At 62.0% G+C, this 23,571-nt stretch carries 17 protein-coding genes; 6 read left to right on the top strand and 11 right to left on the bottom strand.

The features are described from left to right. Positions 1-14 precede the first annotated feature (14 nt). Complete coding sequence (locus IRI77_RS09895) at positions 15-1,280, bottom strand: polysaccharide pyruvyl transferase family protein (RefSeq protein WP_194451907.1); 1,266 nt, start codon at positions 1,278-1,280, stop codon at positions 15-17. A 133-nt stretch (positions 1,281-1,413) separates the two neighbouring features. Beyond that, complete coding sequence (locus tag IRI77_RS09890) at positions 1,414-2,256, bottom strand: RDD family protein (protein ID WP_194451906.1); 843 nt, start codon at positions 2,254-2,256, stop codon at positions 1,414-1,416. 311 nt (positions 2,257-2,567) lie between these two features. Between IRI77_RS09890 and IRI77_RS09885 the strand changes: the two genes are divergently transcribed. Then, positions 2,568-4,979 carry an LPS-assembly protein LptD gene (locus IRI77_RS09885; protein ID WP_194451905.1) on the top strand — a complete coding sequence of 804 codons (2,412 nt, stop codon included), beginning with the start codon at positions 2,568-2,570 and terminating at the stop codon, positions 4,977-4,979. Positions 4,980-5,102: 123 nt separating this feature from the next. On the opposite strand, the gene IRI77_RS09880 is transcribed toward IRI77_RS09885, so the two are convergent. Further along, on the bottom strand, positions 5,103-6,782 hold the full coding sequence (locus IRI77_RS09880; RefSeq protein WP_228486667.1) for an alpha-amylase family protein: 1,680 nt from the start codon (positions 6,780-6,782) through the stop codon (positions 5,103-5,105). A gap of 374 nt (positions 6,783-7,156) precedes the next feature. Here IRI77_RS09880 and IRI77_RS09875 point away from each other — a divergent pair, with 374 nt between their 5' ends. The 3 genes from IRI77_RS09875 (at position 7,157) to IRI77_RS09865 (ending at position 15,158) form a co-directional block, all read left to right on the top strand. Continuing rightward, entirely contained in the window at positions 7,157-8,494 is a 1,338-nt protein-coding gene (locus IRI77_RS09875) for an acetyl-CoA hydrolase/transferase family protein (protein WP_194451904.1), read from the top strand. A gap of 226 nt (positions 8,495-8,720) precedes the next feature. Then, the gene (locus IRI77_RS09870; protein ID WP_194451903.1) at positions 8,721-9,962 is read left to right on the top strand and encodes an EAL and HDOD domain-containing protein; all 1,242 of its coding nucleotides are present in this window, start codon (positions 8,721-8,723) and stop codon (positions 9,960-9,962) included. Between the two features lie 687 nt (positions 9,963-10,649). Next, positions 10,650-15,158, top strand: coding sequence for a DUF7948 domain-containing protein (locus IRI77_RS09865; RefSeq protein ID WP_194451902.1), 4,509 nt, complete (start codon positions 10,650-10,652; stop codon positions 15,156-15,158). Between the two features lie 200 nt (positions 15,159-15,358). Here IRI77_RS09865 and IRI77_RS09860 read toward each other — a convergent pair whose 3' ends face one another. The 5 genes from IRI77_RS09860 to IRI77_RS09840 form a co-directional block, all read right to left on the bottom strand. Then, a complete protein-coding gene (locus IRI77_RS09860) occupies positions 15,359-15,655 on the bottom strand; it encodes a cell division protein ZapA (protein ID WP_194451901.1) in 297 nt (98 codons plus the stop codon). 15 nt (positions 15,656-15,670) lie between these two features. Continuing rightward, positions 15,671-15,967, bottom strand: a complete 297-nt coding sequence (locus IRI77_RS09855) for a hypothetical protein (protein WP_194451900.1) — start codon at positions 15,965-15,967, stop codon at positions 15,671-15,673. Between the two features lie 17 nt (positions 15,968-15,984). After that, positions 15,985-16,341, bottom strand: coding sequence for a 50S ribosomal protein L20 (rplT, locus tag IRI77_RS09850; RefSeq protein WP_194451899.1), 357 nt, complete (start codon positions 16,339-16,341; stop codon positions 15,985-15,987). A 149-nt stretch (positions 16,342-16,490) separates the two neighbouring features. Next, positions 16,491-16,691, bottom strand: a complete 201-nt coding sequence (gene rpmI, locus IRI77_RS09845; RefSeq protein ID WP_194451898.1) for a 50S ribosomal protein L35 — start codon at positions 16,689-16,691, stop codon at positions 16,491-16,493. 104 nt (positions 16,692-16,795) lie between these two features. Further along, positions 16,796-17,983 (bottom strand): hybrid sensor histidine kinase/response regulator, encoded by a 1,188-nt coding sequence (locus tag IRI77_RS09840; protein ID WP_194451897.1) that lies wholly within the window; start codon positions 17,981-17,983, stop codon positions 16,796-16,798. 988 nt (positions 17,984-18,971) lie between these two features. Between IRI77_RS09840 and IRI77_RS09835 the strand changes: the two genes are divergently transcribed. Together IRI77_RS09835 and IRI77_RS09830 are read left to right on the top strand one after the other, a co-directional pair. Then, positions 18,972-19,253, top strand: a complete 282-nt coding sequence (locus IRI77_RS09835) for a hypothetical protein (RefSeq protein ID WP_194451896.1) — start codon at positions 18,972-18,974, stop codon at positions 19,251-19,253. Further along, on the top strand, positions 19,253-20,680 hold the full coding sequence (locus IRI77_RS09830) for a sigma-54-dependent transcriptional regulator (RefSeq protein WP_194451895.1): 1,428 nt from the start codon (positions 19,253-19,255) through the stop codon (positions 20,678-20,680). The genes IRI77_RS09835 and IRI77_RS09830 overlap by 1 nt, the downstream gene beginning before the upstream one ends. A gap of 11 nt (positions 20,681-20,691) precedes the next feature. On the opposite strand, the gene IRI77_RS09825 is transcribed toward IRI77_RS09830, so the two are convergent. The 3 genes from IRI77_RS09825 to hscA are packed head-to-tail and all read right to left on the bottom strand — an operon-like array spanning position 20,692 to position 23,539. Continuing rightward, entirely contained in the window at positions 20,692-21,477 is a 786-nt protein-coding gene (locus IRI77_RS09825) for a LolA-like protein (RefSeq protein WP_194451894.1), read from the bottom strand. Positions 21,478-21,482: 5 nt separating this feature from the next. Further along, entirely contained in the window at positions 21,483-21,686 is a 204-nt protein-coding gene (iscX, locus tag IRI77_RS09820; protein WP_194451893.1) for a Fe-S cluster assembly protein IscX, read from the bottom strand. Positions 21,687-21,688: 2 nt separating this feature from the next. Then, positions 21,689-23,539, bottom strand: coding sequence for a Fe-S protein assembly chaperone HscA (hscA, locus tag IRI77_RS09815; RefSeq protein WP_194451892.1), 1,851 nt, complete (start codon positions 23,537-23,539; stop codon positions 21,689-21,691). Between the last annotated feature and the right edge of the window lie 32 nt (positions 23,540-23,571).

Here is a 23,571-nt window from a genome sequence, read left to right as displayed (position 1 = left end):
GTCTTGCCGCGGACTCAACCCAGCCAGGTTTGGCGGACGACCTGCATGCCGGCCCGCTGTTTCTCCCTGGCGAATTCGACGGCCGTCTTCACCTTGCGCCGGGCTGCTTCGGGTCGGCCGGTGAGGGTCAGTAGACGTTCCGCAATGGCCGCACCCGTGGCCTGCTCGACATCGAAATACCAATCGCCCAGGCCGATGTCTTTCCACATCTGGCCTTTGATCCCATCTTCGGGCTGGTGAATGTACATGCAGGGTGTACCCTGCGCCGCCGCGATGATGGGGGAGTGGCACTCGCTGCTGACCACGGCAGCCGCGTGGCGATAGATGGAGGCGGCCTCGTCGGGCAGCCAGAACGTCTTGCGGCGTACGATGTTCGCCTTTACATCCGCCGGCAGCGGGTCGTAGAGCAACGGATCGATGATGTCGATCTCGTACGTCATTTCCGGACAGAGCAGTGCCTTGCCGCCGGTTTTGCGGACATAGGCGATGATGGCCTCGCGCAGTTTCGCGTGGTCCTCTTCCTTGTGGCGGTCGTTGATGCCGGTGCGGCGCTGGATCTCGGCTTCGGTGTAGTTGGTTTTGCGGATGAGGTGGTAGGGCGTCAGGCGCAGGCGCGGAATGACGGCGATGAACCGTCCGGGTTCCAGGCCGTTGGTTTTCACGAAGGCGTCGCCTGCCGGGTCGTTGCGCAGGTCGAAGCTGAAGGTTCCGTCCGGCGCAAAGCCCATCGTTTTTGCGGAAACACCCGATGACTTGAGGTTCTCGAGCGACTTGGTCTCGCGCGTGAAGACGAAGGCTGCGCCATCGAGCAGCGCCTTGAGCTTTGGATCCATGGCCGTGCTGGCGGCCTCGCTGGAGAGAGTCACGGTCACGCCGAAGCAGCCGTACGGCCCCCGGGTCGTCGAATGCCACGCATGCATGTGGTTCTGCGCGGAGACGCCGGCCGCGGAGCCATGGATGAAGAGGGAGGTAGCGGCGAAGGCCTCCTTCAGCTCCGGTGTATCGGGTTCACCGTTTTCGCCGATACCACCCTTGGCGATCTTCAGTTTCGGGAAGGCGCGGCGCAGCATCGGCTCGACGCTGCGATCGATGGAACTGGGCCAAAGGTAGACCGTGGCCTCGGGTAGATGCTGGTCCAGCAGCCTCAACACACCGGGCGTATGGGTGATGTCGCCAATGTTGACGGTCTGCCAGCTGGAACGCAGAATAATCGCTTTGGCAGGAGCGGCGAACGCCGACGATGCCAGGGCTGCACAGAAGAGGCGACGTCTCGTGAGCATGCCTTACCAGCATGGCACGGGTCCAACTTCCGCATCCAGCGGGTGGATGGCAACCCGCCGCAGTGATGCTGACTGCGGCGGCAAGCAGATTCAAATTGACGTGAGAATTTGCGGCTGAGATCCCGGCGTCGGACTAGCGGTACTGCCCGGCTATTTCGACTTCGTCTTCGCCCTCAGGGTCGTAGTGGGTTAAAAACGTCTGCGAAATGTGGTCGTGCCAAGTGAGCGATTCGCGATCGGCCAGGGACCATAGAACACCCATGCCGACGCTGGCCAGGCTGATCCACCCGGAGAACATGCGTACAAAGCGCTGTGTGACCGTGGGCCGGTGTCCGTCGAAGCTGACCACCTGCAGGTGCGCGCCCTGCAGACCCAGGGTCACCTGGCCGAACATGCAGAAGAGCAGTTTGTAGACGCCGGCGATGAGGATAGTGGCGAATCCGTAGCAGAAATAGAAGGCGGTGCCGGTGGGAATCATGCCCAGCGACAGGCGCACGGTAAGCAGGAACAAACCCATCATGCCGAGCACCAGGCCGGCATCGAAGAGGGCTGCCATGCCCCGCAGGGAGACGGGCGCCACCGGATAATCGGTGCGGCGATTCATCTCGCGGCTGAACGGCTTGCTGGGCGGAGCGGGCGATTCGAAGTCGAATGCCGTCTGGCCCGCCGACTGTTTCCTGGCCACAGTCCTCTGTGTGGTGCCGGTGCGCTGGCGCGGGGCCGCCGGTTGACCGGCGGAGTAATCTTCCAGGCCAACAACCTTACGCGGTTCACGGTACGGGAAAAGAGGCGGTTGTACGGGCCGGCCACCGGTCCGGGCTACGGTTGGATTGGAATGGACTGTCGTCAGCCGCTGCGGCGCTTCGGCCGGCACTGTCTCGGGATAGTACTCGAGCTCTGGTGCGGCCGCACCGTCAACAATGGGATAGTATCCGTTTCCTTCGTCCATGCGCCGCTGGCACTTGGCGCAACGCATTTGATGGGAATGGTTCTCGGCTCCGCAGTATCTGCAACGCACGTGCACGTCCTCCGCCGCCTGCAATCAGGACGGTTCGTTATTGGCTTCAGCTTCCCGAGTCGTCCGGAGATCCCGTCTTGCGGGTCCCCTTTTTGCCATGCTAGGGTTGAGCCTTGAGCCTCTTGTATTTGCGCCGCAGGCGGTTCGAGGCACGCGCCCGACGGTACTGTCTTTTCTTAAGTAACATAAGTACCTTAGTTTGTCACTATATTTCGACACTCCTGATCAAGTTGTACTGGAACATCATTCCTATGCGTCCATTGAGGGAAATGGCTTCCCTCCCTAAATTGGTGCTCGCGGGAGCGGCTTTCTCTCTGCTGTCCAGCTTGGGTTGGGGGCAGGTTTACCGGTCGCCCATTCTCGGTCCAGGACCCGGCTCGCAGCAAGCCGCCCCGCCCGCCAAGGTCGAGATCCCAAAGTTGCCTCGCAAGGATCCTCCTCCCCCTGGCATCGTCGTGATGCGCGGCATCCGTCAGGAGAAGGAAGGGGAAGTCACCCATCTGCGTGAAAACGCTGAGGTGGAGTCGAGCGACTACCTGCTGGTGGCGGACGAGATCGACTACAACGAGGACCTGGGCATCGCTGAGGCGCGCGGCCACGTCCACTTCACGAACTTCCTCAGCGGCGAGCAGTTGTGGGCCGATCGCATCGACTTCAGCTTCAAGGAAAGCTCTGGGACGTTCTATAAGGTCCACGGCTCGGCGTACGGCAAGATCGACCAGCGTCCAGGCATCCTGACCACCGGGAATCCCTTTTTATTTGAAGGTGATTGGGCGGAAAAGTTCAAGGATCGCTATGTCCTTCACGACGCCCTCATCACGAATTGCGAGATGCCGAATGCCTGGTGGACTCTGCGGGCGCCGACCATCGACCTGATCCCCAACGAACGTGCCTTGGCCTACAAGAGTTGGCTGCGCCTGAAGCAGATCCCGCTGCTCTACGCGCCCGTCTTCTATAAGGATCTTTCCAGCAATGCCCGGCGCAGCGGTTTCCTGACGCCCAACGTCGGCAACAGCAACCGGCGCGGGCTGATGTTCGGGTTAGGGTACTTCTGGGCGATCAACCGCAGCTACGACCTCACCTACCGCCCACAGTACTTCACCCAGCGGGGCTTGGCCAATACGGTCGACTTCCGCGGTAAGCCGACAGAGAATTCCGATTTCAATGCATACGTTTACGGTGTAAGAGATCGCGGGCTGCTGCAGGATGATGGGACCCGCGTGAAGCAGGGTGGCTACATCATCTCGGTGACCGGCAAGGCTCTCCTCCCGAACGGTTTCTACGCCCGTGGCGTTTTCAACTACTTGAGTAGCCTGACATTCCGGCAGGCCTTCACAGAGAGCTTTAACGAGGCGGTCGTATCTGAAGTAAATAGTGTTGGTTTTGTCAAGAAGGACTGGTCGACCTACCACTTGAATCTGGTCTTCACGCGCCAGCAGAACTTCCAGAGCCTAGCGCCTGGTGACACCATTCTGGTGCAGAAGTTGCCCCAGTTGGAGTTCGACAGCCGGGAGAAGCAGATCAATACGAAGGTGCTGCCCCTCTGGATCTCCTGGGACACCAGCGCGGGACTGGTACGGCGCACGCAGCCTCTGTTCCAAACCAGGCAGTCAGTGCAGCGGTTCGATGCGCAGCCGCGCATCATGACGGCCCTGCATTGGAAAGACATCCACCTGATCCCAGCCTTCTCGATCCGCGAGACCTACTACGGAGCTTCCTTTCGAACCGCAGCCGAGCAGCAGAGTGGCAAGGAGGTGACGGGCAATGACCTCAACCGCTTTACGCGGGAGTTTTCGGCGGACCTGATCCTGCCCACGCTCGAGCGGGTCTTTGATGCGCCTAAGTGGATCGGCTCCAAGGTGAAACACTCGATTGAGCCTCGGGCTTCATTCCGCACCGTCTCCGGTGTGAAGGACTTCAACCGCATCATCCGATTTGATGAAATGGATCTGCTGGCCAATACGACAGAGGTTGAGGTTTCACTGGCTAACCGGTTGTGGGCAAAGACGAAATCCGGCGAGGTGCTGGACTTCTTCAGTTGGGAACTGCGGCAGAAGCGGTATCTGGACCCGGACTTTGGCGGCGCGTTGATTCCCGGCCAGCGGAACGTCTTCCTTACCTCAACGGACCTGACCCCCTACGCGTTTCTGGACCAGATCCGCCATTACTCGCCGATCGTCTCGTCGATGCGCATTCAACCGCGTCCTGGCTTCAGCGTGGAGTGGCGCGACGACTACGATCCCTTGCGCGGCAAGATCACCAACAGCAGCATTACCGCCGACGCCCGCGTCGACAACTACTTCGTGTCGCTGGGACACAACAAGGTTTCCTGCGTGCCGCTGGTTGCGGTGGATCCCAGTCAGCGGGATCAGTTCTGCGCGGATGCTCCCTCGGGTCAACTGCTCTCTCCACCGTCGAATCAGCTGCGAGGCATGATCGGCTTGGGCCAGGAGAACCGCAGAGGCTGGAATGCCGGCTTCCTGGCGATCTACGATTACAAGACTGCCACGATGCAGTACGCGAATACGCAACTCACGTACAACACGAGCTGTTGCGCGTTTAGTGGTCAATTCAGGCGGTTTAACATCGGCTCGCGAAACGAGAATCAGTTCCGTGTGGCCTTTGTGATCGCAAACATCGGCAGCTTCGGCACGCTCAAACGGCAGGAGCGGCTTTTCTAGCAGGCCGGCGGCACCGAGAGCATAGCTGTGGACCGCTTGAGTTTCCTGGCCCTGGGTAGAAGTCGCTATTTTGCAGTGGATTGCCTCCGAAGATCTAAGCTAATTGTTGAGGCATATCGCTGCTCACCTCGGAAACGGTGTCCCACCCTCCGGCCCATACCAGTCATACTCGACGACCTTGCCCTGAATACGCCAGCGACCGGGTGTCGTCGTTTCCATCCAGTCGAGCGGCTCAGCGAGGGGCTGCTTCCGGGCCGCCGATGCGAGCGCCGCTTTGACGGCAATCTTTACTTCCGGGGTGAGAGTTCGGGGATCGGCTGAGACGAACAGGGGCGTTCCGCTGCGGGCGACCAGGTCGAGCCAGCGGGCCGTCAGAGCCCAAGGTACCTCCGGAGTGATGGGCACGCAGTCGGCATCGGCGCCGAAGAAAGTGTCCTGCTGCGTCGCCCGGAACGCGAGGGTATTCACGCCCATGCGGCGGGTGCGGTGGAAGTCGCGGCCGCTGGTGTCGTCGCCGATCCGCTGAATTTCGAACAACCCGGCGCCCAAGTGTCCAAACGTATTGCAGCCGATCAACAGGGCACTGCCGGCCGCCTCGCGAAGCGACCGGTAGAAGGCGAGCACCACTTCGGCGTTTGTCCTGCTGCGATCGGCGAAATGCCACCCGGCGTCGGTCAGCTCGGCGCCCATGGCGAAACCCCAGCGTCCGGTGAGATCGTAGCTGCTGTAGTCGTGTTTGATCAACTCGTACCCCCAGGAGGCGACACGGCGCGTATCCTGCCGGATGAGCTCCGCCATTTCAGGGACCGTGGGGTCGATCGTGAAGCCGTGTCCTTTGCTGGATCCTCGAAGGCGGGCGTTTTCCGGGATGGCCTCAGTGGTGTAGAGAGGCCGGGTCCAGATGCCGGGCCGCACCCCGAGATTCTTCATGTCCGCGGCCAGTTTCGCCATGTCGGGGAATCCGGCGTTCCCGCGCTCCCAGGGGCCGGCGGTATTCGTCGGCTGCCAGCCGTCATCGATGACCATGAACGGCCGGTTGCCGCCGGACGGCGAGAGCTCCTTCAGGATTTCAGAATCGCGCAGGATGGCGGCGGCAGAGCAATTCTGCCCGTAAGCGTAATACCAGTTGTTCGCACCATAGGTGGGGGCTGGCGCCAGACGCGGCTTCGGACAGAGCACCCGGCAGAACTGGCGGGCCGCTTCGAACGCCGATTGGCCGGAGGTGCCCTTGCGGAGCCGGACGACAGCGGCTTCCAGGATCCGTTGGCCGAGTTGGACCGCGCCGCCGCCATTCCGCACGTCCAGCCAAAGCGAAATCCCCTCAGGATCGGCCTGCCAGAATGCGAAGGTGTTGCCGCCAGTAGCCACTCCATAACCGTGAGTGGCCCGCCCGTCGAAGGCCAGGAAGTACCACGGCAGGATGCGTTCGCCCAGCAGACCGCGCCATTCCAGGTCGCCGTAACTGCGCTCCCATTGTTCGTTGAGCACCCGCCAGGTGACGGGGACGCGGGCACGCCAGCGAAGGTGGACCCGCAGGAGGGGTGCTCGCGGCGCTTCGATGCAGATCGGGATCTCGCCGCCGTGAGGCTCGGCTTCGACGGAAATATCCCGCCCGGACCAGCGGGGGCCGGTTTTTGTCAGCGGTGCGAACTCCTTCTCCAACTGCGCGGTAATGCTGTCGGGTGGGCGGAGGATGTCGACGAAGCCTGGGGCGGCCGAGGCGGTCTGGCCGGTGGCGGAGGCCATAGGGACGGCAGCGGCAGTTCCTAGCAGCGAGCGGCGGGTCAAGTCGGATTTTGGCATCGGTTCGGTCTCCTGTCCTGCGGAATCATCGCCGGGCGCCTGCCGAGCGATACACAGTGACGGGGCGGGGCTGGGCGAGGGCCGTCAGGAGAGTGCGGATGGCGGGCCGCGCCGGCATCCTGACTTCCACATCGTACAGGCCGGGCTGGGTGCAAGGGAAGACGGGCCGGCGAAGCGGGGCGCGGCTTTGAATCCCGATTTGCCCGACGGCCCTTCGGGCCCCGGTGCGCTTCCGCCCGGCCGGGTGGGGTTGGGCGGCATCTTGACCACCTGCGCCTTACGGTCTCCCCGGTATGGCTTCTTGGGCCCGTCATGTGAAAATGTGCATTGGCCGGCCACGTCCCCCGGGCATCCATCTCAAAAAGGCATTTCCCATGATCACCAGGCAGTCCGCCGCACCGGCGCGAACCATTTCCAGCGAAGAAGCAGCAGCGCTCGTCCGCTCCGGCATGTGGCTCGACTACGGCGTGGGCATCTGCCAACCTGACGTCTTCGACCATGCCTTGGCCGCCCGACGCCACGACCTGGAGAACGTCAAAATACGCTCCTGCCTCACGATGCGCCCCCGCGCCGTCCTGGAGACCGATCCCGAGGGCCGCCACTTCCACTCCTTCAGCTGGCATTTTTCTGCCTACGACCGCCACCAGCACGACCGGGGACGCTGCCACTATACGCCCCAGCATGTGGGCGAAGCCCCCGACTACTACCGCCGCTTCCTCGCCCCGATTGATATCGTCATCCTGAAGACCTGCCCGATCGACCAGGACGGCTACTTCAATTTCAGTGCCTCCAACATGTGGCACCGGGCGGCGATCGAAAGCGCCCGGCTGGTCATCGTCGAAGTGAGCCCCACTCTGCCCTACGCCTGCGGCCACCAAAACGGCGTGCACGTCTCCGAAGTCGACTACATCGTCGAAGGCGACCTCCAGCCGACGCCGGAACTGGTCAACCCCCAACCCAGCGAAATCGATCGCGCCGTGGCGCACAGGATCGCCGCCGAGATCGAAGACGGCTCCTGCCTCCAAATCGGCATCGGGGGGATGCCGAACGCCGTCTGCTCGCTCCTCCAGGAAAGCGGTGTCCGTGACCTCGGCGTGCACACCGAAATGCTCACCGACGGCATTGTCGATCTCTATCGCGCCGGCCTGATCACGGGCGCCCGCAAAACCCTGGATCCCGGCAAAATCGTCTACAGCTTTGCCCTCGGCTCCGCCGCTTTGTACAAAGCCATCGACCACAACCCGGACCTCGTCTGCCATCCTGTCGACTACACCAACCCGCCGCGCCAGATCATGCGCAACTCCCGGGCCGTCGCCATCAACAACACCACCCAGATCGACCTGCAAGGTCAGGCCGCCTCGGAATCGGATGGCCACCGCCACATCAGCGGCACCGGGGGGCAACTCCAATTTGTGCACGGAGCCTACGCCTCCCCGGAAGGTAAATCCTTCATCTGCCTGGCCTCCACGTATGAACAGCACGGCCAGCATCGCAGCCGCATCGTCCTCGACCTCACCCCCGGCAACATCGTCACCACGCCCCGCACCGACATGATGTACGTTGCCACCGAATTCGGCCTGGTGAACCTGAAAGGCAAGTCCGTCGCAGAACGGGCCAAAGCCCTGATCGGCCTCGCCCACCCGGACTTTCGCGAGGACCTGGAGCGCCAGGCCTACGAGAACAGACTGATCCCCCGCGGAGTCTCGTTCTAACCCGGATTTCTTCCGGTACCAATGGCAAGCAGCCGTCTTCCCGGCCTGACGGCTTGATTGTTGATTGAATAGTTAGTTTAGGATCTTCTTATTCTCTGCCTTCAAATTGGTCTATCGAGCGGGGAGCTTGACGCCGATACGACCAATGAGTGACAAGGTCGCCTCCCATGTGGAGGCAGTCCTTCGCCGGTCGGGTTGTCCCCGACTCCAGGTGGAAAGCGTTTGTATGTTTCAAGAAGTTCACGTCGCGCGGCAGGCAATTTACGACCGGGATAATAGACCCGTTGCATACGAACTGCTGTTTCGTGCGCTACCGGACGCCACGTGTTCTCTCCGGAACGATGAACTGGCCAGTTGGCAGGTCCTTTCGGCTGGCTTCCTCGATATTGGGTTGGACTCCCTGCTCAACGGCCGGCGCGCTCTGGTGAATGTACCGCGCAACATGCTTCTGGATGAGAGGATCTACTCCCTGCCTGCTGACGTGATCGGCCTTGAGATTCTGGAGGATGTGGTGCCGGATGGCGAGGTGCTGGACATGTGCCGGGCCCTGCGCGCCCGGGGTTACCTCCTTGTTCTCGACGACTATATCGGGCAGGCGTTCTCTGAGCCGTTGCTGGACGTGATCGATTGGGTGAAGGTCGATCTTCGGGCCCTGGAGAACGGCGATTCCGCGAAGCTGGCCCGAGCGCTCAAGCGTCGAAACTTGCGGTTGCTGGCGGAGAAGGTGGAAACGGAGGAAGAGCGGGATATGGCTCTGGCCGCCGGGTACGACTACTTTCAAGGCTACTTCCTGCATCGTCCCAAGGTAGTTGGCGGACGCTCCCTCACGTCCAACCTGCAAGCCAAGCTAAAGCTCCTCCAGTTACTGGGTTCCAGCGATTTCAGTCTGAACAAGGTCAGAGCCATCATCGAAAGCGACGTCGGGCTTTGCTATCGCCTGATTCAGTACTCCAATTCGGTCCGGTTTGGCGCCCGCCATGCGATTACTGGGCTGCGGCAATGCCTGATGAGGCTGGGCGAGGACGAGACCCGGCGCTGGATCACCATCGCCCTGCTGCCAACGCTGGCTCCGGGCGGCAGTTCCGAAGTCACTGAGTCCGCGCTGACACGGGCCCGCATGTGTGAACTGCTGACAAAAGATGCCGGTCCACTCATTTTTCCAGCGCAAGCGTTCATGGCCGGGATGTTCACGCTCATGGATGCGGTGCTGCGCTTGCCGAAGCCGGAGGTGGTGGAGCAACTGGGCTTGAGCAAGGAACTGTCGGACGCCCTCCTGCACCGCGGCGAAAGCGCGCTGGGCACGTTGCTCCAACTTGTCGAGGCCTATGAATCTTGCCTCCCGGAGGAACTGCAGCCCCTCTGCGAGCAACTGGGGGTCACTCTAGAGGCCGCCAGCGACGCGTATATTCAAGCGCTGCAGTGGACGGCGGAGGTCACAGGAGTGCAGGAACCGGCACTCCAGAGATAGCGCCTCAAACCGGGCGGCAGGCACTCGACGCGCGAATCAAGCCTTGCCGGTAGCAGTGCGACGGGTCCCCCGCGCAGGCCGTTGCATACAGTCGCCTCAGGTATATTTTCTCGCCCCCGCCGGATCAACTGAGCGCGTTTCCAGCAGCTGGATTCGTCTGCAGCTTCCAGCCTCACAGCCTCCCTCGCAATCTGTGATTTTGCAACCTGCCGGCCGGACGCGGCCCGCACACAGCAGAATCAAGCATCGCCGTCGCCTGCATTCCGCTTTGATTGCCGATTCGACTATTTCTGGTTTCCGCAATGCCGCGGAAACAATTTTGAATTCGAAGCTTGTAATCGAGTTCGCCGCCGCTCGACGTAGTAGTGTGAATGGGAAGGGTAGAACTTGCAGGGATCTCCACTTAGTCACAAAGCCGCACTGCGGATGGCTCTCTTCGGGCTTCTTGTTTTCTCGATTTTCCGGATATCGTTCCGGCCGCAACCGGCTCAGGAACCTGGATCGGCTCCTGCAAAGATCGCAAGTCGTGCCAGGCCGGCGGCCAAAGGCCGAGAGGAAATGCGTCCCTCGGACCACGGAGATTCGCGTCTGCCAACTGCGCGGCAGGAGGTGGGCCGGCAGCGGCGCAGCGCAAGGACTGTGACGGTCCCGCCGGTGCAGTCTCGAAATACGCAGGTGCGTCGAGGTTTGCCGCTCCCCGTGATGTTCGAGCGGAATCAAGGCCAGGCCGCGCAGGATGTGCGCTTCCTCACCCGTTCGCATGGCAGGACGATCCTCTTCCAGGATCAGCAGATCAGCATGGTCGGCGCCCACAGCCGGGTCTCGCTCGTATTCGAGGGTTCGGTGACCGGCCCGCGGATTTCGGGTGAAACGGCCCTGGTGACGAAGCTGAATTATCTGCCGACGCCCGATCCTAAATCCTGGGTATCCGGAGTAGAGAATTTTGCTGCTGTCCGGTATCACGAAGTGTATCCGGGCATCGATGTGCTTGTGCACGCCACCCGGGGGGAACTCGAGTATGACCTCGTTGCGCGGCCTGGCGCTGACCTGGGTGCGGTTTCGATTCGCTTCGATGGGACGGACCAGGCCGTGATCAATAAGGACGGCGACATCGAAGTCGAGACGGCGGATGGGGCGATCCACCAGCGGCTGCCGGAGGCCTATCAGGAATCGGCCGGTGCGGGCCGGACGAAGGTGGAGGCCCGCTATTTTCGGAAACCAGACGGTGCTTTCCGGTTTGAGCTCGGCGATTACGACCGGGCGCAGGAACTCGTTGTCGATCCGGTGATCGGCTTCAGCACTTTCATCGGCCGCTCCGAGTTCCAGCTCGGAGACCTGAACTTCGCCCAGAATCCCGGCAATTGGCAGTTCACCACTGTGCAGTCGAAAGAGTTCAACCCGATGGTGGTCGACTCACAAGGGTATTCGTACATGGCTGGAACCATCGCGACACCGGAGTTGGCCTGGCCCATTCAGCGAATCGGCAATACCTCTGGCAGCGGGCTTGTCTGCAAAATCAACCCGACTGGCGACACCGTTGTGTTTTGCACAATCGCCTGGGCGGACGTGCAGGCCCTTAGTCTGGACGGGGGCGGGAACATCTATGTCGGCGGAACAGGATACATCGCCAAACTGCCGCCGCAGGGTGACAGGATGCTCTGGAGCTTCGCGACCGGCAGCATGAATCCGCTCAGCAGCATTGCCGTGGACCAGACCGGAGCGGTGGTGGCCGTCGAAGGCAACATGCAGTCGCAAGTATTCAAGGTAAAGCCGGACGGGAGCGGGCTGGTGTACTCCACGGCCATCGGCACTCAGGCGCAGGACGTAGCGCTTGCAGCGGCAGTCGATGCGCAAGGGAACGCCTATGTCACGGGCGGTGCGGTCACTGCGGGTTTTCCACGGACCGCCGGCACGCCTCCGGGTTTCTCTACCGGTACTCACATATATGTCGCGAAGTTGAATCCGCAAGGGCAACTGGTCTATTCGATCGTTGTGCCCCAGTCCGTGGCGAACCTCCCCATGTTCGGCACCGCCTACTCCGTAGGGCAGTCGATTGCGGTGGACAGCCAGGGCGCGGCCTATGTTGTGGGCCGAACCAGCGCGGTGGACCTGCCGGCCAGTAGCGGAGCGGCTCAACCGGCGCATGGCGGAGCGCTGATGGACGGATTCGCCCTGAAGGTCAACCCCGCCGGCACGGCGTTGGACTACCTCACCTACCTGGGCGGTTACGGGATGGACGAGGCGCTGGGTGTCACGCTGGATGTGAGCGGGAACGCTTACCTTACCGGACGAAGCCAAGGCCAGGGGTTTCCCACCAGCGACAGCACGGGCTCGCCCCTGCTGACGGTTGGCTCCTCGTCGGCATTCTTTCTTCAGCAGAGCGGCCTATACCGCAGGTCGAACGACGGCTGGAGTGAACGAATCCGGTCGCTTGCGATGAACCCGCTCAATCCTCTCGTCATTTACGCAAGCTCGGGCTTCCAAGGGCAGTTGATGAAGAGCACGAACGGTGGGCTGAATTGGGCGTACCTGCCCAGTCCGGCCAGCGTCGAGATCGAGCGGATACTGCTGGATCCAGTCAATCCGGCCATCCTATGGGCAGGTTCGACAAACCACTTCTGGCGTAGCACCGATGCGGGCGCGTCGTGGACGCCGGTATCCATACCGCTCACGAACCTCAACGGAATGAAGGCGGATCCCAAGAATCAGTCGATCCGCTATGCGTTCGGATACTCCGCCTCTCAACCCGCCGTTGTCCGCAGCACGGATTCTGGCTCAACGTGGCAGAGCTTGGGCAGCCTGAACGTCAACTACTCCTGTTACTGGCCCTATTGCGCTGTCTCCGACCTGTTGATCGATCCTTCCAACTCCTCCATGCTTTACGCCGCCGCTGATTCGGGTGTGTATGCGTCCCCGAACGGAGGCGTGTCCTGGGGTTCGCCGAACCAGATGCCTTATGCGCAAATGGTGGACGTAAAATTCGACCCGACGAATTCCCAGGTGGTCTGGGGCGCCGGCTATGGCGGCATTCAGAAGAGCACCGACCGGGGCCTGAGTTGGACCTATGTCTACTCCGATTACTCAGAGAGCGCGCTGGCGGTCATCCCTCATCCGTTGGGTGGCTCTGTTTATGCCATCACGGGACAACACTATAACAACGTCATCGAATCCAAGGATGGGGGCACGACCTGGGCGGCTGCAACCGTGCCCGGTCCCATCTTCGCGGGCGCTGCTGATCCGTCGGCGCCCGGGAAGTACCTGCTGGGCGGTGCCTCGCCCTTCCACGTTTTCGTGGCTAAGTTGTCGCCGAACGGAGGCAACTTCCTCTATTCCGGCTGCTTTGGAGGCTCGAACGACGAAGTGGGTTCGGCCATTGTCCGGGATGCCGGCGGGCGCCTGTATCTAGGCGGAGTAGCTGCCTCGCTGGACTTTCCCGTCTCAGTGGGTGCCGCGCAAAGGGCCTTCGGCGGCCGCAATGCGTGGTTCATTACTCAATTCACCGAGGGCCCTCCCTCAGCGGTCCAGGTGCAGGTTTCGCCCTCGAGCGTGAGTCTCGAGTTGGGCCAGACGCGGCAATTCACGGCCGTCGTGACGGGCGGCACGGGCGCGGTTTCGTGGACCATCCAGCCCGCAGCGGCCGGAACCATCAGTGCGTCCGGACTTTACACCGCACCCGCCAAGGCAGGTCCTTCCACCGTGACGGTGGTGGCCACCTCCATCGCGGACCCGGGCCGGTCAGGCACCGCAACGGTCAGCCTGCCCAATCCAGTCCCGACGCTCTTTGCACTCGGCAAATACTCAGTGCTGGCCGGCAGCCCTGGACTTACCGTGGCCATCACCGGCACCGGCTTCGTTCCGTCCAGCGTGGTTCGCTGGAACGGAGCCGACCGCAAGACCTACTACATGAGTTCGCAGTACGTGAAATTCGACATTCCGGCCAGTGATCTCGTTCTGGCCGGCAAGGCGGTCGTGAACGTCTATACGCCACCCGCGGGTGGAGGCACAACGGGCGCGCACTACTTCACCATCGAGAACCGTGTGCCGGTGCTCACCTCGCTGTCGCACTACAGCACCATTGCCTGGACCTCCGGCACGACGGTGACCGTGAATGGCAGCAACTTCGAGGCCGGGGCCGCCGTCCGCTGGAATGGAGTCGACCGTTCCACCACCCGCCTCAGTTCCACGCAGCTGAAGGTCGATATTCCCGCTTCCGACCTGCTGGGCGCCAGCATCAACACGATCACCGTCAACAACCCCGCGCCTGGCGGCGGCGACTCCGCGGGCCTCACCTTCACCGTGGTCGACACGCTGCCCAGAGTCCTGGGGGTGACTCCATCCTCAGGCGGCGGCGATTTCGCGTCCTTCCAGGCGTCCTACGCCTTCGCCTCGGACTACCGGAAGCTGGCGTGGGTGCAATTGCTGTTTGCCGTCGCTCCCGATGGTGGTGGCCAACCGTACTGTTTCGTCCACTACGACGTGCAGGGCGATGGGTTCTGGGTCTATGGGGATGGCGGGTTTTTCCAGGGACCGGTCAAACCGGGCACCGCGAGCTTTGCACTGCAAAACTCCTTCTGTGCCTTGAACACAGCCACTTCGTCGATTAGCGGCAACGCAGGCACTCTGGCAATGAAGGCGAATGTGGTCTTCAAGGCGGCAGGAGCCCGGAATCTCTACCTGCGCTCGTTCAGTGTGAGCCAGGAGGATTCCAACTGGGTGCAGATGGGCACATGGTCGGCCGCCAAGGCGGCCATGGGGTCCATGCAGGCCGCGCCGGGTTCCGGCGCCGGGACCCGGCAGACTTTCAGGTTGACCTACAACGACCCAAATGGATTTGCGGGCACTGCCGGAGGGTGGTCGCAGTTTCTTGTCGCCACGGCTCCGGACGCCGCGGCCCAGAACTTCTGCTTCGTCCACTACGACCGGGCGGGCCAGGGGCTTTGGATGTACTCGAGCGACGTCGGATTCTTCCTCGGGCCGGTGAAGCCGGGGATCGCTTCCAATGCGCTGGATAGCAGCGCGTGCAGCATTGACACCGCGGCAACGACGGTCAGCGGTCAGTCCGGAGCGCTTGTCGTTACGGTACCGGTGACGTTCAAACCCCCGATGGCCGGAGGCATGAATCTCTACCAACGGGTGTTCGATCCTCTGGGACGCGATTCCGGCTGGGTGTTGAGAGGTGGGTGGACGATCCCATAGGCGCCCGCCCGCGGGGCCTTGCACAGCGGGCCAATGTGCTCGCGACGTTCCGCGGCTTACTGACTCTGCCTGGCTTTGGGGGAGGGAAGTGACGCAGGTGCGATTCGAGGGCTGGGCGTCAGGCACGCCCGGGGCGCAGGTGCAGCAGGCGTGTTTAGGAGCGGGTAGTGGAAGGGTGAAGATTCGGGCGGGACCAGCGGTCAGTCGTCAATCTGCATCGTCTCGGAGAGGCGTTCATCCAGCTCTTCGAGGCGGGTCCGCAGAAGCTTGTATTCCTGCTCGCGCTGCCGGACCTTATCGGCGAGGTGCAGGCAGGCTAAAACAGCGACGCGGGTCGGATCTGCTCCAGCGCTCCGTGTGGCGATCTGATTCATCAAGTCGTCCACTGCGTGGGCGAGTGCTTCAGTATCACCGGATTCGCCGGAGGAGCGCAGCGTGTAAGGCTGCTGGAAAATGGTGACACGCACCAACTTCTTCTCGTTCGATCCCGCGTCCACTTAGTTTCTCCCCTCTCAGCCTTCGGTGAGCAAATCCATCTGCTCGACCTGGGACAGCAGGGTTTTGATCCGGGTCGCGGCCTGCTTCTGGCGGCTGCGCAATCCTTCGGTTTCTGAACGCATGCGAACAGCCTCTTCCTGCGCTTCCGCAGCGGCTGTTTCGGCTGCCTCCCGGGCGGAGAGGGCTTCGCGGAGCTGGGCTTCCAGCTCCGCATTACGATCTTTCAGCCGGGTGATGATGCCAGTCACGTTCTCCAGGCGGGTTTCGAGCCGCGCCAGGATGTCGTCTTCTTCTTCCCGGATGGGATGCATGAGGTGTCTCCTGAACTCTAAACGAAGGCGGCCTTAGCCTTCTCGACCAGCGCCGAGAAAGCCTTCGGTTCATTCAAAGCCAAGTCTGCCAGAATCTTGCGGTTCAGCTCGATACCGGCCTTCTTCAGCCCGCCGATGAACTTCGAATAGCTCGTGCCGTTGGCGCGGCATCCGGCGTTGACACGCAGGATGAACAGCGCGCGGTACTCGCGCTTCTTGCGGCGGCGGCCGACGTAACCATACCGCAGGGCCTTCTCAACGGCTTCCTGCGCGGCACGGTACAGCTTGCTCTTAGTGAGGAAGAAGCCTTTTGCCAGCTTCAGCGTTTTCCGCCGCGCGTCGCGGCGGTTCGTAGATCGTTTAACTCTTGGCACGTTTCGTCTCCTGTTTAAATGCCCAGCCGGAAAGGCTTGGGCTACTGGGTCCGCCGCAAAAAGAGGCGGAGTTGAACAGGCTCCTTACGGGGCCTGACGGGCGGCGGCTCGGGCACGTGCCCCGCGCTCGGCGCGCTCGCCCTACGCCCTTAGTAGGGCAGCATCTCTGCCAGTTTGGCCTGATCGGCCGCATCAGCGACCACAGACTGACCGAGCTTACGCTTCCGCGAACGGGACTTGGAAGTCAGGATGTGGCGGGCGAACGCATGATTGCGAACGATCTTGCCGGTCCCGGTCTTCTTGAACCGTTTGGACGCGCCTTTGTGTGTTTTCAGCTTGAGCTTTGCCATTGGTTTTGTCCTGGTGATACCCACGGGCTGATGCCGCGCAGGGTGAGGATCCTTCTCAGTTTAGCACGGAGGAAGAGATAGAAATAACGAAGTGGGCCAACGTGTTAGCGGGTTGCGGCGGCCTGCCGTACGGTCAGGTCACGCACGATACCGGCCAGCCTGTCTGGGATTTCCGACTTGGAAATCGCCTCCGCCGCGCCTAGCAGGGTAGCGGCGTGGAGGTATTCCATGGCAGCACCGGACATCACCACCACGGGCAGTGCTGGATAGGCCATCCGGATGCGGCGCAAAGTCTCGAATCCGTCCGGCTCCGCCATGAAGAGGTCCAATAAGACAAGCTGGTGGGGGCTACGTCCCAACTGCACCATTGCCTCATTGCCGTTAGCCACCTCAGTGACCTTGTAACCCTTGCCGGTCAGGTAGTTGCGGACCTGGGCCCGAAACGGCGCCTCGTCGTCGACAACAAGTACGGACGGCTCCTCAGTGGGCGCCGTGCTGGCGGCGGCCCTGGGGAATGGACGGCTCGGCGGCTGCGCCGATTGCCGGTAACAGGTTGGTAGCGTGATCTTTAGCGCTGCCTCGCCACCCGTGACGGACGACGTGGTCAGGCTGCCCCCCAGCCGGTCCAGCCCGGCAGTCAACATCAGCAGGGCGATTCGGCCGTCCTTGCCGGAATTCCATTGCCGCCGTGGCTTGGACAGCAGGAATTGCAGTTTCGCCTTTGCTTCGCAGGTCTGCGCGGTGATAGTGAGTCTTCCCGAAGGAGCCGAGTTCGCACACGCCAACCGCATCAACTCATCCAGTATGCAGGTGAGTTCTTCGTTTGAAGCCCGGATCGCGATCTCGTGTTGAGGAAAGCTGGTTTCAATCTGGGGCCACTCGCCGGGCGCATGGGCGATGATCTCCAGCAAAGTCGCAATCAGGGCCGACGAATCCAGCTTCGCCGCTGGAGGCGCTGGGGAAACGGGCAGCTTCCTCAGCGTCTCCAGGGCGCGCCCACAGGAACGGGATACCTCCTGCGCGAAGTCAGACAGCGGATGATCGTGCGGGAGGTTGCCCAGGATGATCTCGCAAAAACCCCGGATCGTTGTGAACTGGTTGTTCAGGTCATGGGTCAGGCGGCTGGCGTCTCGGCCGATGGCGCACAGGCGGTCCATATGGTCCAGCGCGGCGATTTCGAATTCGGTGTTGACGGGGTTTGTCATGGTCGTCTCGGATGGCGCGGCCATGCGGCCCGCCGGCGCTGGAAAAGCCTGCGGGCCACTTTGGTCGACGAAGGGAAGACTGGACACTGGTCTGAACTCCTTGGCCGCCCGCTTCCTGGAGACGAGCCCGGCGCAGTGGAGCGTTCTGCCCAGGAACTCTTTCCTTCGTTCGGTTTCGGCCGGCCTTTCCGCTCACCAGCCATCCTGCTCAAACTGCCTGGCTGGCGCTGATTTCCAGAAGTACGGAAACCCGCCGGTGAGAATGGAGCACGCGAGCGGCCAATCGCTCTCATCCAGCTCAAATCATTGATCTTTCTGCATTCACCCCGTTTGGCTCCATGCATTCCGGATGGCGGCCGCCTCGAAATGAGACGATGCCGTCACGAATCAGAACGGAGAACCGCCCGCCTTGGAAAACCTGATGAAACCTTGGCCCTCTGGCATGATTTTCAAGGTGGGTCTAAGAAAAACGCACCAATCAGTCGATCAGGTACTAGTATTTCTAGTATGGAGCCTGAGATCCGAGTGGGATTGAATTCCTCCGGAGGCCGGGCCATGGGAAGAAGAACTTCCGGCAGGTAAGGCCGGAGGCGGTCTGGTCGACCGGCAGGACACCGCGACGCTGTGAAGCCTGGGCTAACGGGTAGGTTAGCCCTGTACCAGGAAGTACAGCCTCCGGCGGGAGGAGACACATGAGCGAAGCCTGGAACGGATCGCCGTCCTCGGGGTCCGGCAAACGCCATGATTTGCAGCTGCGGAGGGCGGTGCTGCGTGCATAGTCCGCACCCTTCTCCCTACGGATGCGCTACTCCCCTTCCGCGCCACGCGCCTCCACTGGAGCTCGCGACAGGATTTGGCACGACCGGCTGTCTCCCTCTTTCCGGCCCCACCTATACCGCCGAAACTGGCTCTGCTCTCGCCGGTATTGGAGCTGTGGAGCCCGGGGTGGATGGTCCGGGGAGTCGCTGGAGAAATGTGTACGGTATTACCGGAATTCCACGCTGTCACACAGGATGCCCTTGCGCTCAGGGCTATTCTGCGGTTTACTTTCGATGCAATGTTCGAGGAGAAATCAATGCACGGTGAGGAGGAGGCCTGCCGCCTGAGACATGATATTCTCGGCCCGTTGAACATCGCCTCCGGCTTTTTGGAGCTGCTTTCGGCGGAGTTGGAGGGGGCTCCCGATTCTGTGGCCGGAGAGTACCTGACACGTGCCCGGGACGGGGTTTCGAGGGCGATTGCGATTGCGGTGAAAATCGGCACGGCACCCAACGGGGCCGGTGGATCCCCGGAAGCCGGCGCCCAGGGGACAACGGCTGTCAGCGCCGGTAGTGGCAGGACGGAAGGCAACTCCTGATGCATCCCAGACCAGGCCACGGCAATCGTTGGGAGATCCTGGTTGCCGATGACGACCCGGCGGCGATAGCGCTGCTGAAGGCGGTGCTGTCCGGTTTGGACGTTACGATCACCGGCGCCGAGACCGGCGCGGCGACATTGGAGATCATCAAGTCGCATCCGCCCGGCCTGGTGCTGTTGGACCTGATCATGCCGGATGTGCGCGGCCTCGAACTACTGGACCAGATTCAGCAACTGAGTCCGGAGACCGACGTGATCCTGATCACGGCGCACTATTCCACGGAATCAGCCGTGGAGGCGATTCAGCGGGGCGCGTTCGATTACCTCACCAAGCCGATCTCCATCGACAAACTGCGCCAGAAGATCATTGCCTGGACGGAGCAGAAACAGCGGCGCACGGCGGCTCACGAGTTGGAATCGAAGCTCGTCGAGATTTCACAGTGTGAAGGCCTGCTGGGCATGAGTCCGGCCATGATGGAAGTTTTCAGCCGCATGCAGCGCATTGCACCGCACTACTCCACCGCACTGGTGACCGGTGAAACCGGCACGGGTAAGGAGGTATTGGCGCGGGTCCTGCATCAACTGAGCCCCGTGTCCGAAGGGCCATTCATGGTCTGCAACTGCGCTGCTTTGCCCGAAACCCTCTTTGAGAGTGAGTTGTTTGGCCATATTCGTGGGGCCTACACCGGAGCGGTGGACACGAAGAAGGGACTGGTGGAAGCGGCGGACGGAGGCACCCTTTTCCTGGACGAGATTGCGGAGGTGCCTGTCTCAGTGCAGGCCAAATTGCTGCGCCTCCTGCAGAACCGCCAATTTCAGCGGATCGGCGATCCCACGCCGCGCAAGGTGAATGTCCGCATCATCTGCGCCACGCACCGCAATCTCCGCACGATGGTCGACGAGCGGCTCTTCCGGGAAGACCTGTACTATCGCCTGGCGCATGTCGAACTCCGGTTGCCGCGGCTGGTCGACCGCCAGGACGATTTGCGCCTGCTGGTGCATCACTTCCTGACCAGATTCGGCGACCAGTTCGGCAAGCCTGGCCTGGTGCTGAGCCGGGCGGCGAAGGCCCTGGCCTGGCGCTATCCGTGGCCTGGCAATGTGCGCGAACTCGAGAATTCGCTGAATTACTGCGCCATGATGTGCCGGGGCAACGTCATCGACGTCGAGGATTTCCCGGAATCCATCTCGCGCTACAAATTGGAAGGCAGCCGCGCCATCACGTTCTCGACGGACGAGGGCCTGGTTCCGCTGGAAGAAGTGGAGCGCCGCTACGTGCAGGAAGTGCTCGACCGGGTGCAAGGCAATCGCACGAAGGCCGCGGAGATCCTGGGCATCGGGCGCGCCACGCTTTACCGGATTCTGGGCCGGACCGGCCGGCCCGAACCGGAGTCCGGTTCACTTGCGAAGAAGAGCCAGCCGGCTTAGGCCGGTTCGGCTTAGTGAGGTTCGCGGTCGTCCAGCAGCAGTTTGGCGTCCGCGTGGAACTTTTTGAAGTTCGAATAGCGCTGGTCGTTCTCGTAAGTGAAATAGACCTTGCCTGCCTTGCGGCGTCCTCGCACGACGATATGCTGCTGCAGCCAGGCGCCATCCACGGCGATTCTGTCCACCACGACGGTAGCGCCCCTGGGTGCGCCGTCAAAGTCGCGCAGCCATTCCGCCTCGAGATGGATAGGCATGTGGGTCTGCTTATCAATCCAGTAGCGGATCCGCATGACGAGACTGCTCTCGCCCCGTCCCTTTGGCTTCGGTGCGCTGCGCCGCGGCCGGGTTTCCACCACCCAGGCCTCGCGGCCCTGGATGGGTTGCTCCCCCAGAAACCGGGCCTGGTGGTAGCGGAGCACCAGCACCGTGTCGATCTTGAACCGGTTCTCCTCGGCCGCGAAGTAATGGCGCCGGCGTTCCTCGAAAGGGGTTTGCTGCCGGAACAGTTCCACTTTCCGGAGACGGTTTTCCTCTGCCTCCGCCTGGGCAGCAGGGAGCGGTTCGCCCTGAATGGCGACCCGGCGGCTATACGGTTCGCCCTCGAGAAAAGTGACTTCGTAGGTCACCCAGTTCGAGCCGCGCAGTCCGCCCTCAGGTAGGGTTTCCTTGTAACGGATGTCTTCTGTGTAAACGAAACGAGCCGCCTGAACCCGGTTGGCGAGTTCGGCGGCATGCATTTCTTCCAGGAGTTGGGCAGGGTCAGGCGTCTGCGCGAACAGACCACAGACTGTGCAACTCAATAGAACTACTGATTGTCCGTATATTCTTCGTGCCACGCCATCTGAATCGCTTCGAGTTTCGCCTCGTTAGATTTCTCCGGGTCGTCGTCGAAACCTTCCAGGCTGGTCACCATTTTATGCAGGTCTGTAAACCGAACGGTGAGCGGGTCGAGTTCGGGGTTCTGTTCGAACAGCGCGATTCCGATGTCTTCGAAGTCAGTCCAGGTCATGGCTAGATCTTGGTCCCCTTCAGCGCCGCGCGGACGGCGGTGTTCATCATGTTCTCGGCCAGCTTGCGCGTGGAGCCATCCAGGTTCTCAATGCGGTTGCGGATCAGGGTGTGATCCTCGCCGTGATACACCATCTGCAGTTCGTTGAGCGCCAGATCCACGGCGGACCGTTCCTCGTCGGTCAGGTCAATCCAGGCGTCGCTGGCGCGGGCCTTGTCCACCGCCGACAGGATGGTGTCCGCTTCCACGCGAGCCTCTCGTACCTGCCGGGCAGCGAAGTCTTCCTCCGCCTTCTCGTACGATTCGAGGATCATCGCTTCCACCTGCTCGTCGGTGAGGCCGTAGGATGGCTTCACTTCCACGCTCTGCTCGGTGCCGCTGCGCAGGTCGCGTGCGCTGACGCTGAGGATGCCGTTGGCGTCGATGAGGAACCGTACCTCGATCCGGGCCATGCCCGCTGGCATGGGATCGATACCCTTCAGGTCGAAGCGCGCCAGCGACCGGCAATCCTTTACCAGTTCGCGTTCGCCCTGCAGCACATGAATGAGCACGTTCTGCTGGCCGTCCACTGAGGTCGTGAACACTTCGGTGGCGGAGGCCGGAATGGTCGAGTTGCGATGGATGAGCTTGCTGACGACCCCGCCCATCGTCTCGATGCCCAGGGACAAAGGCGTCACGTCGAGCAGCAGCTTGTCCTGCACGTCTCCGGAGAGAATGGCAGCCTGCACGGCGGCGCCCAACGCGACTACTTCGTCGGGATTCAGTTCAGTGTGCGGTTTGGCGCGGAACAGCGTCGAGACCGCCGAGCGCACCAGCGGGATGCGGGTCGAGCCGCCCACCATGACCACTTCGTCGATGCCCTCAGGCTCCAGGCCGGCGTCGCGCATCGCCTGGCGGCACGGACCCAACGTGCGGTCCACAATGTCCTTGATGATCTGCTCGAAGATCTCGCGCGTCATTTCGCGCTGATACTTGCGGCCCTTGAAGTCGACATCGATCGCCGTCAGCGGCAGGAACGACAGCCGCTCTTTGGCTTCGATGACGGCGCGGCGCACGGTTTGCACCGCTTCGCCATTCCGTGAAATATCCTCGCCCCACTCGGAGGCGATCTCTTCCAGGGCAATGGCCAGCAGGCGGTTGTCGATATCGTCGCCGCCCAGGTGGGTGTCACCGTTCGTGGCCAACACCTCGAAGATGCCTTCGTGCAGGCGCAGGATCGAAATGTCGAACGTGCCGCCGCCGAGATCATAGACCGCCACCACGCCGTCGTTGCGCTTGTCCAGCCCGTAAGCCAGCGACGCCGCCGTGGGTTCGTTCACCAGGCGCAGCACTTCCAGGCCAGCGATGCGGCCGGCATCCTTGGTCGCCTGCCGCTGCGCATCGTTGAAGTAGGCCGGGACGGTGATGACCGCCTGCGTCACCTCTTCTCCGAGATAGGCCTCAGCGCGCTGCTTCAGTTCCCGCAACACCTGGGCTGAAATCTCCGGCGGAGTGAACTGGCGGCCCCCCAGGGCGAGGCGGATGACCTGCTCGCTGCCCTCAGCGATCCGGAACGGGAAAAGGCTGGTCTCTTCCTGAACATCGGCGGCTCCTCGGCCCATCAGGCGCTTCACGGAGTAGACGGTACGGTCCGACCGGTCGATCAGCAGTTGCCGCGCGGCGTCGCCCACCACGAAACTACCGTCATCGGCCAGACTGACAATACTGGGCACGAGCACACTGCCGTCGGCGCCTGGAATGACCTGCGGGCCCGTCAGGTCCATGAAGGCCACGAGAGAATTGGTGGTGCCCAGGTCGATGCCGACAATGCGCTTCCTGTTGATGTTGGAGAAGTCGATTTGAAAAGTGCTCATGGTATTGCCCGTTCCCGCAGCCTGTCGCCGCG

It is taken from the genome of Paludibaculum fermentans, from assembly GCF_015277775.1.
In the GTDB taxonomy this organism is placed as follows: domain Bacteria; phylum Acidobacteriota; class Terriglobia; order Bryobacterales; family Bryobacteraceae; genus Paludibaculum; species Paludibaculum fermentans.
This window is presented reverse-complemented; position numbering and strand designations above follow the sequence as displayed.

Coding starts and splice junctions, on each gene's coding strand:
- IRI77_RS09880 (WP_228486667.1), bottom strand. CDS start 6,782: ATGCCAAAATCCGACTTGACCCGCCGCTCGCTGCTAGGAACTGCCGCT.
- iscX (WP_194451893.1), bottom strand. CDS start 21,686: ATGACCTGGACTGACTTCGAAGACATCGGAATCGCGCTGTTCGAACAG.
- IRI77_RS09890 (WP_194451906.1), bottom strand. CDS start 2,256: ATGCGTTGCGCCAAGTGCCAGCGGCGCATGGACGAAGGAAACGGATAC.
- rpmI (WP_194451898.1), bottom strand. CDS start 16,691: ATGGCAAAGCTCAAGCTGAAAACACACAAAGGCGCGTCCAAACGGTTC.
- hscA (WP_194451892.1), bottom strand. CDS start 23,539: ATGAGCACTTTTCAAATCGACTTCTCCAACATCAACAGGAAGCGCATT.
- IRI77_RS09835 (WP_194451896.1), top strand. CDS start 18,972: ATGCACGGTGAGGAGGAGGCCTGCCGCCTGAGACATGATATTCTCGGC.
- IRI77_RS09830 (WP_194451895.1), top strand. CDS start 19,253: ATGCATCCCAGACCAGGCCACGGCAATCGTTGGGAGATCCTGGTTGCC.
- IRI77_RS09895 (WP_194451907.1), bottom strand. CDS start 1,280: ATGCTCACGAGACGTCGCCTCTTCTGTGCAGCCCTGGCATCGTCGGCG.
- IRI77_RS09870 (WP_194451903.1), top strand. CDS start 8,721: ATGTTTCAAGAAGTTCACGTCGCGCGGCAGGCAATTTACGACCGGGAT.
- IRI77_RS09855 (WP_194451900.1), bottom strand. CDS start 15,967: ATGCATCCCATCCGGGAAGAAGAAGACGACATCCTGGCGCGGCTCGAA.
- IRI77_RS09875 (WP_194451904.1), top strand. CDS start 7,157: ATGATCACCAGGCAGTCCGCCGCACCGGCGCGAACCATTTCCAGCGAA.
- IRI77_RS09885 (WP_194451905.1), top strand. CDS start 2,568: ATGGCTTCCCTCCCTAAATTGGTGCTCGCGGGAGCGGCTTTCTCTCTG.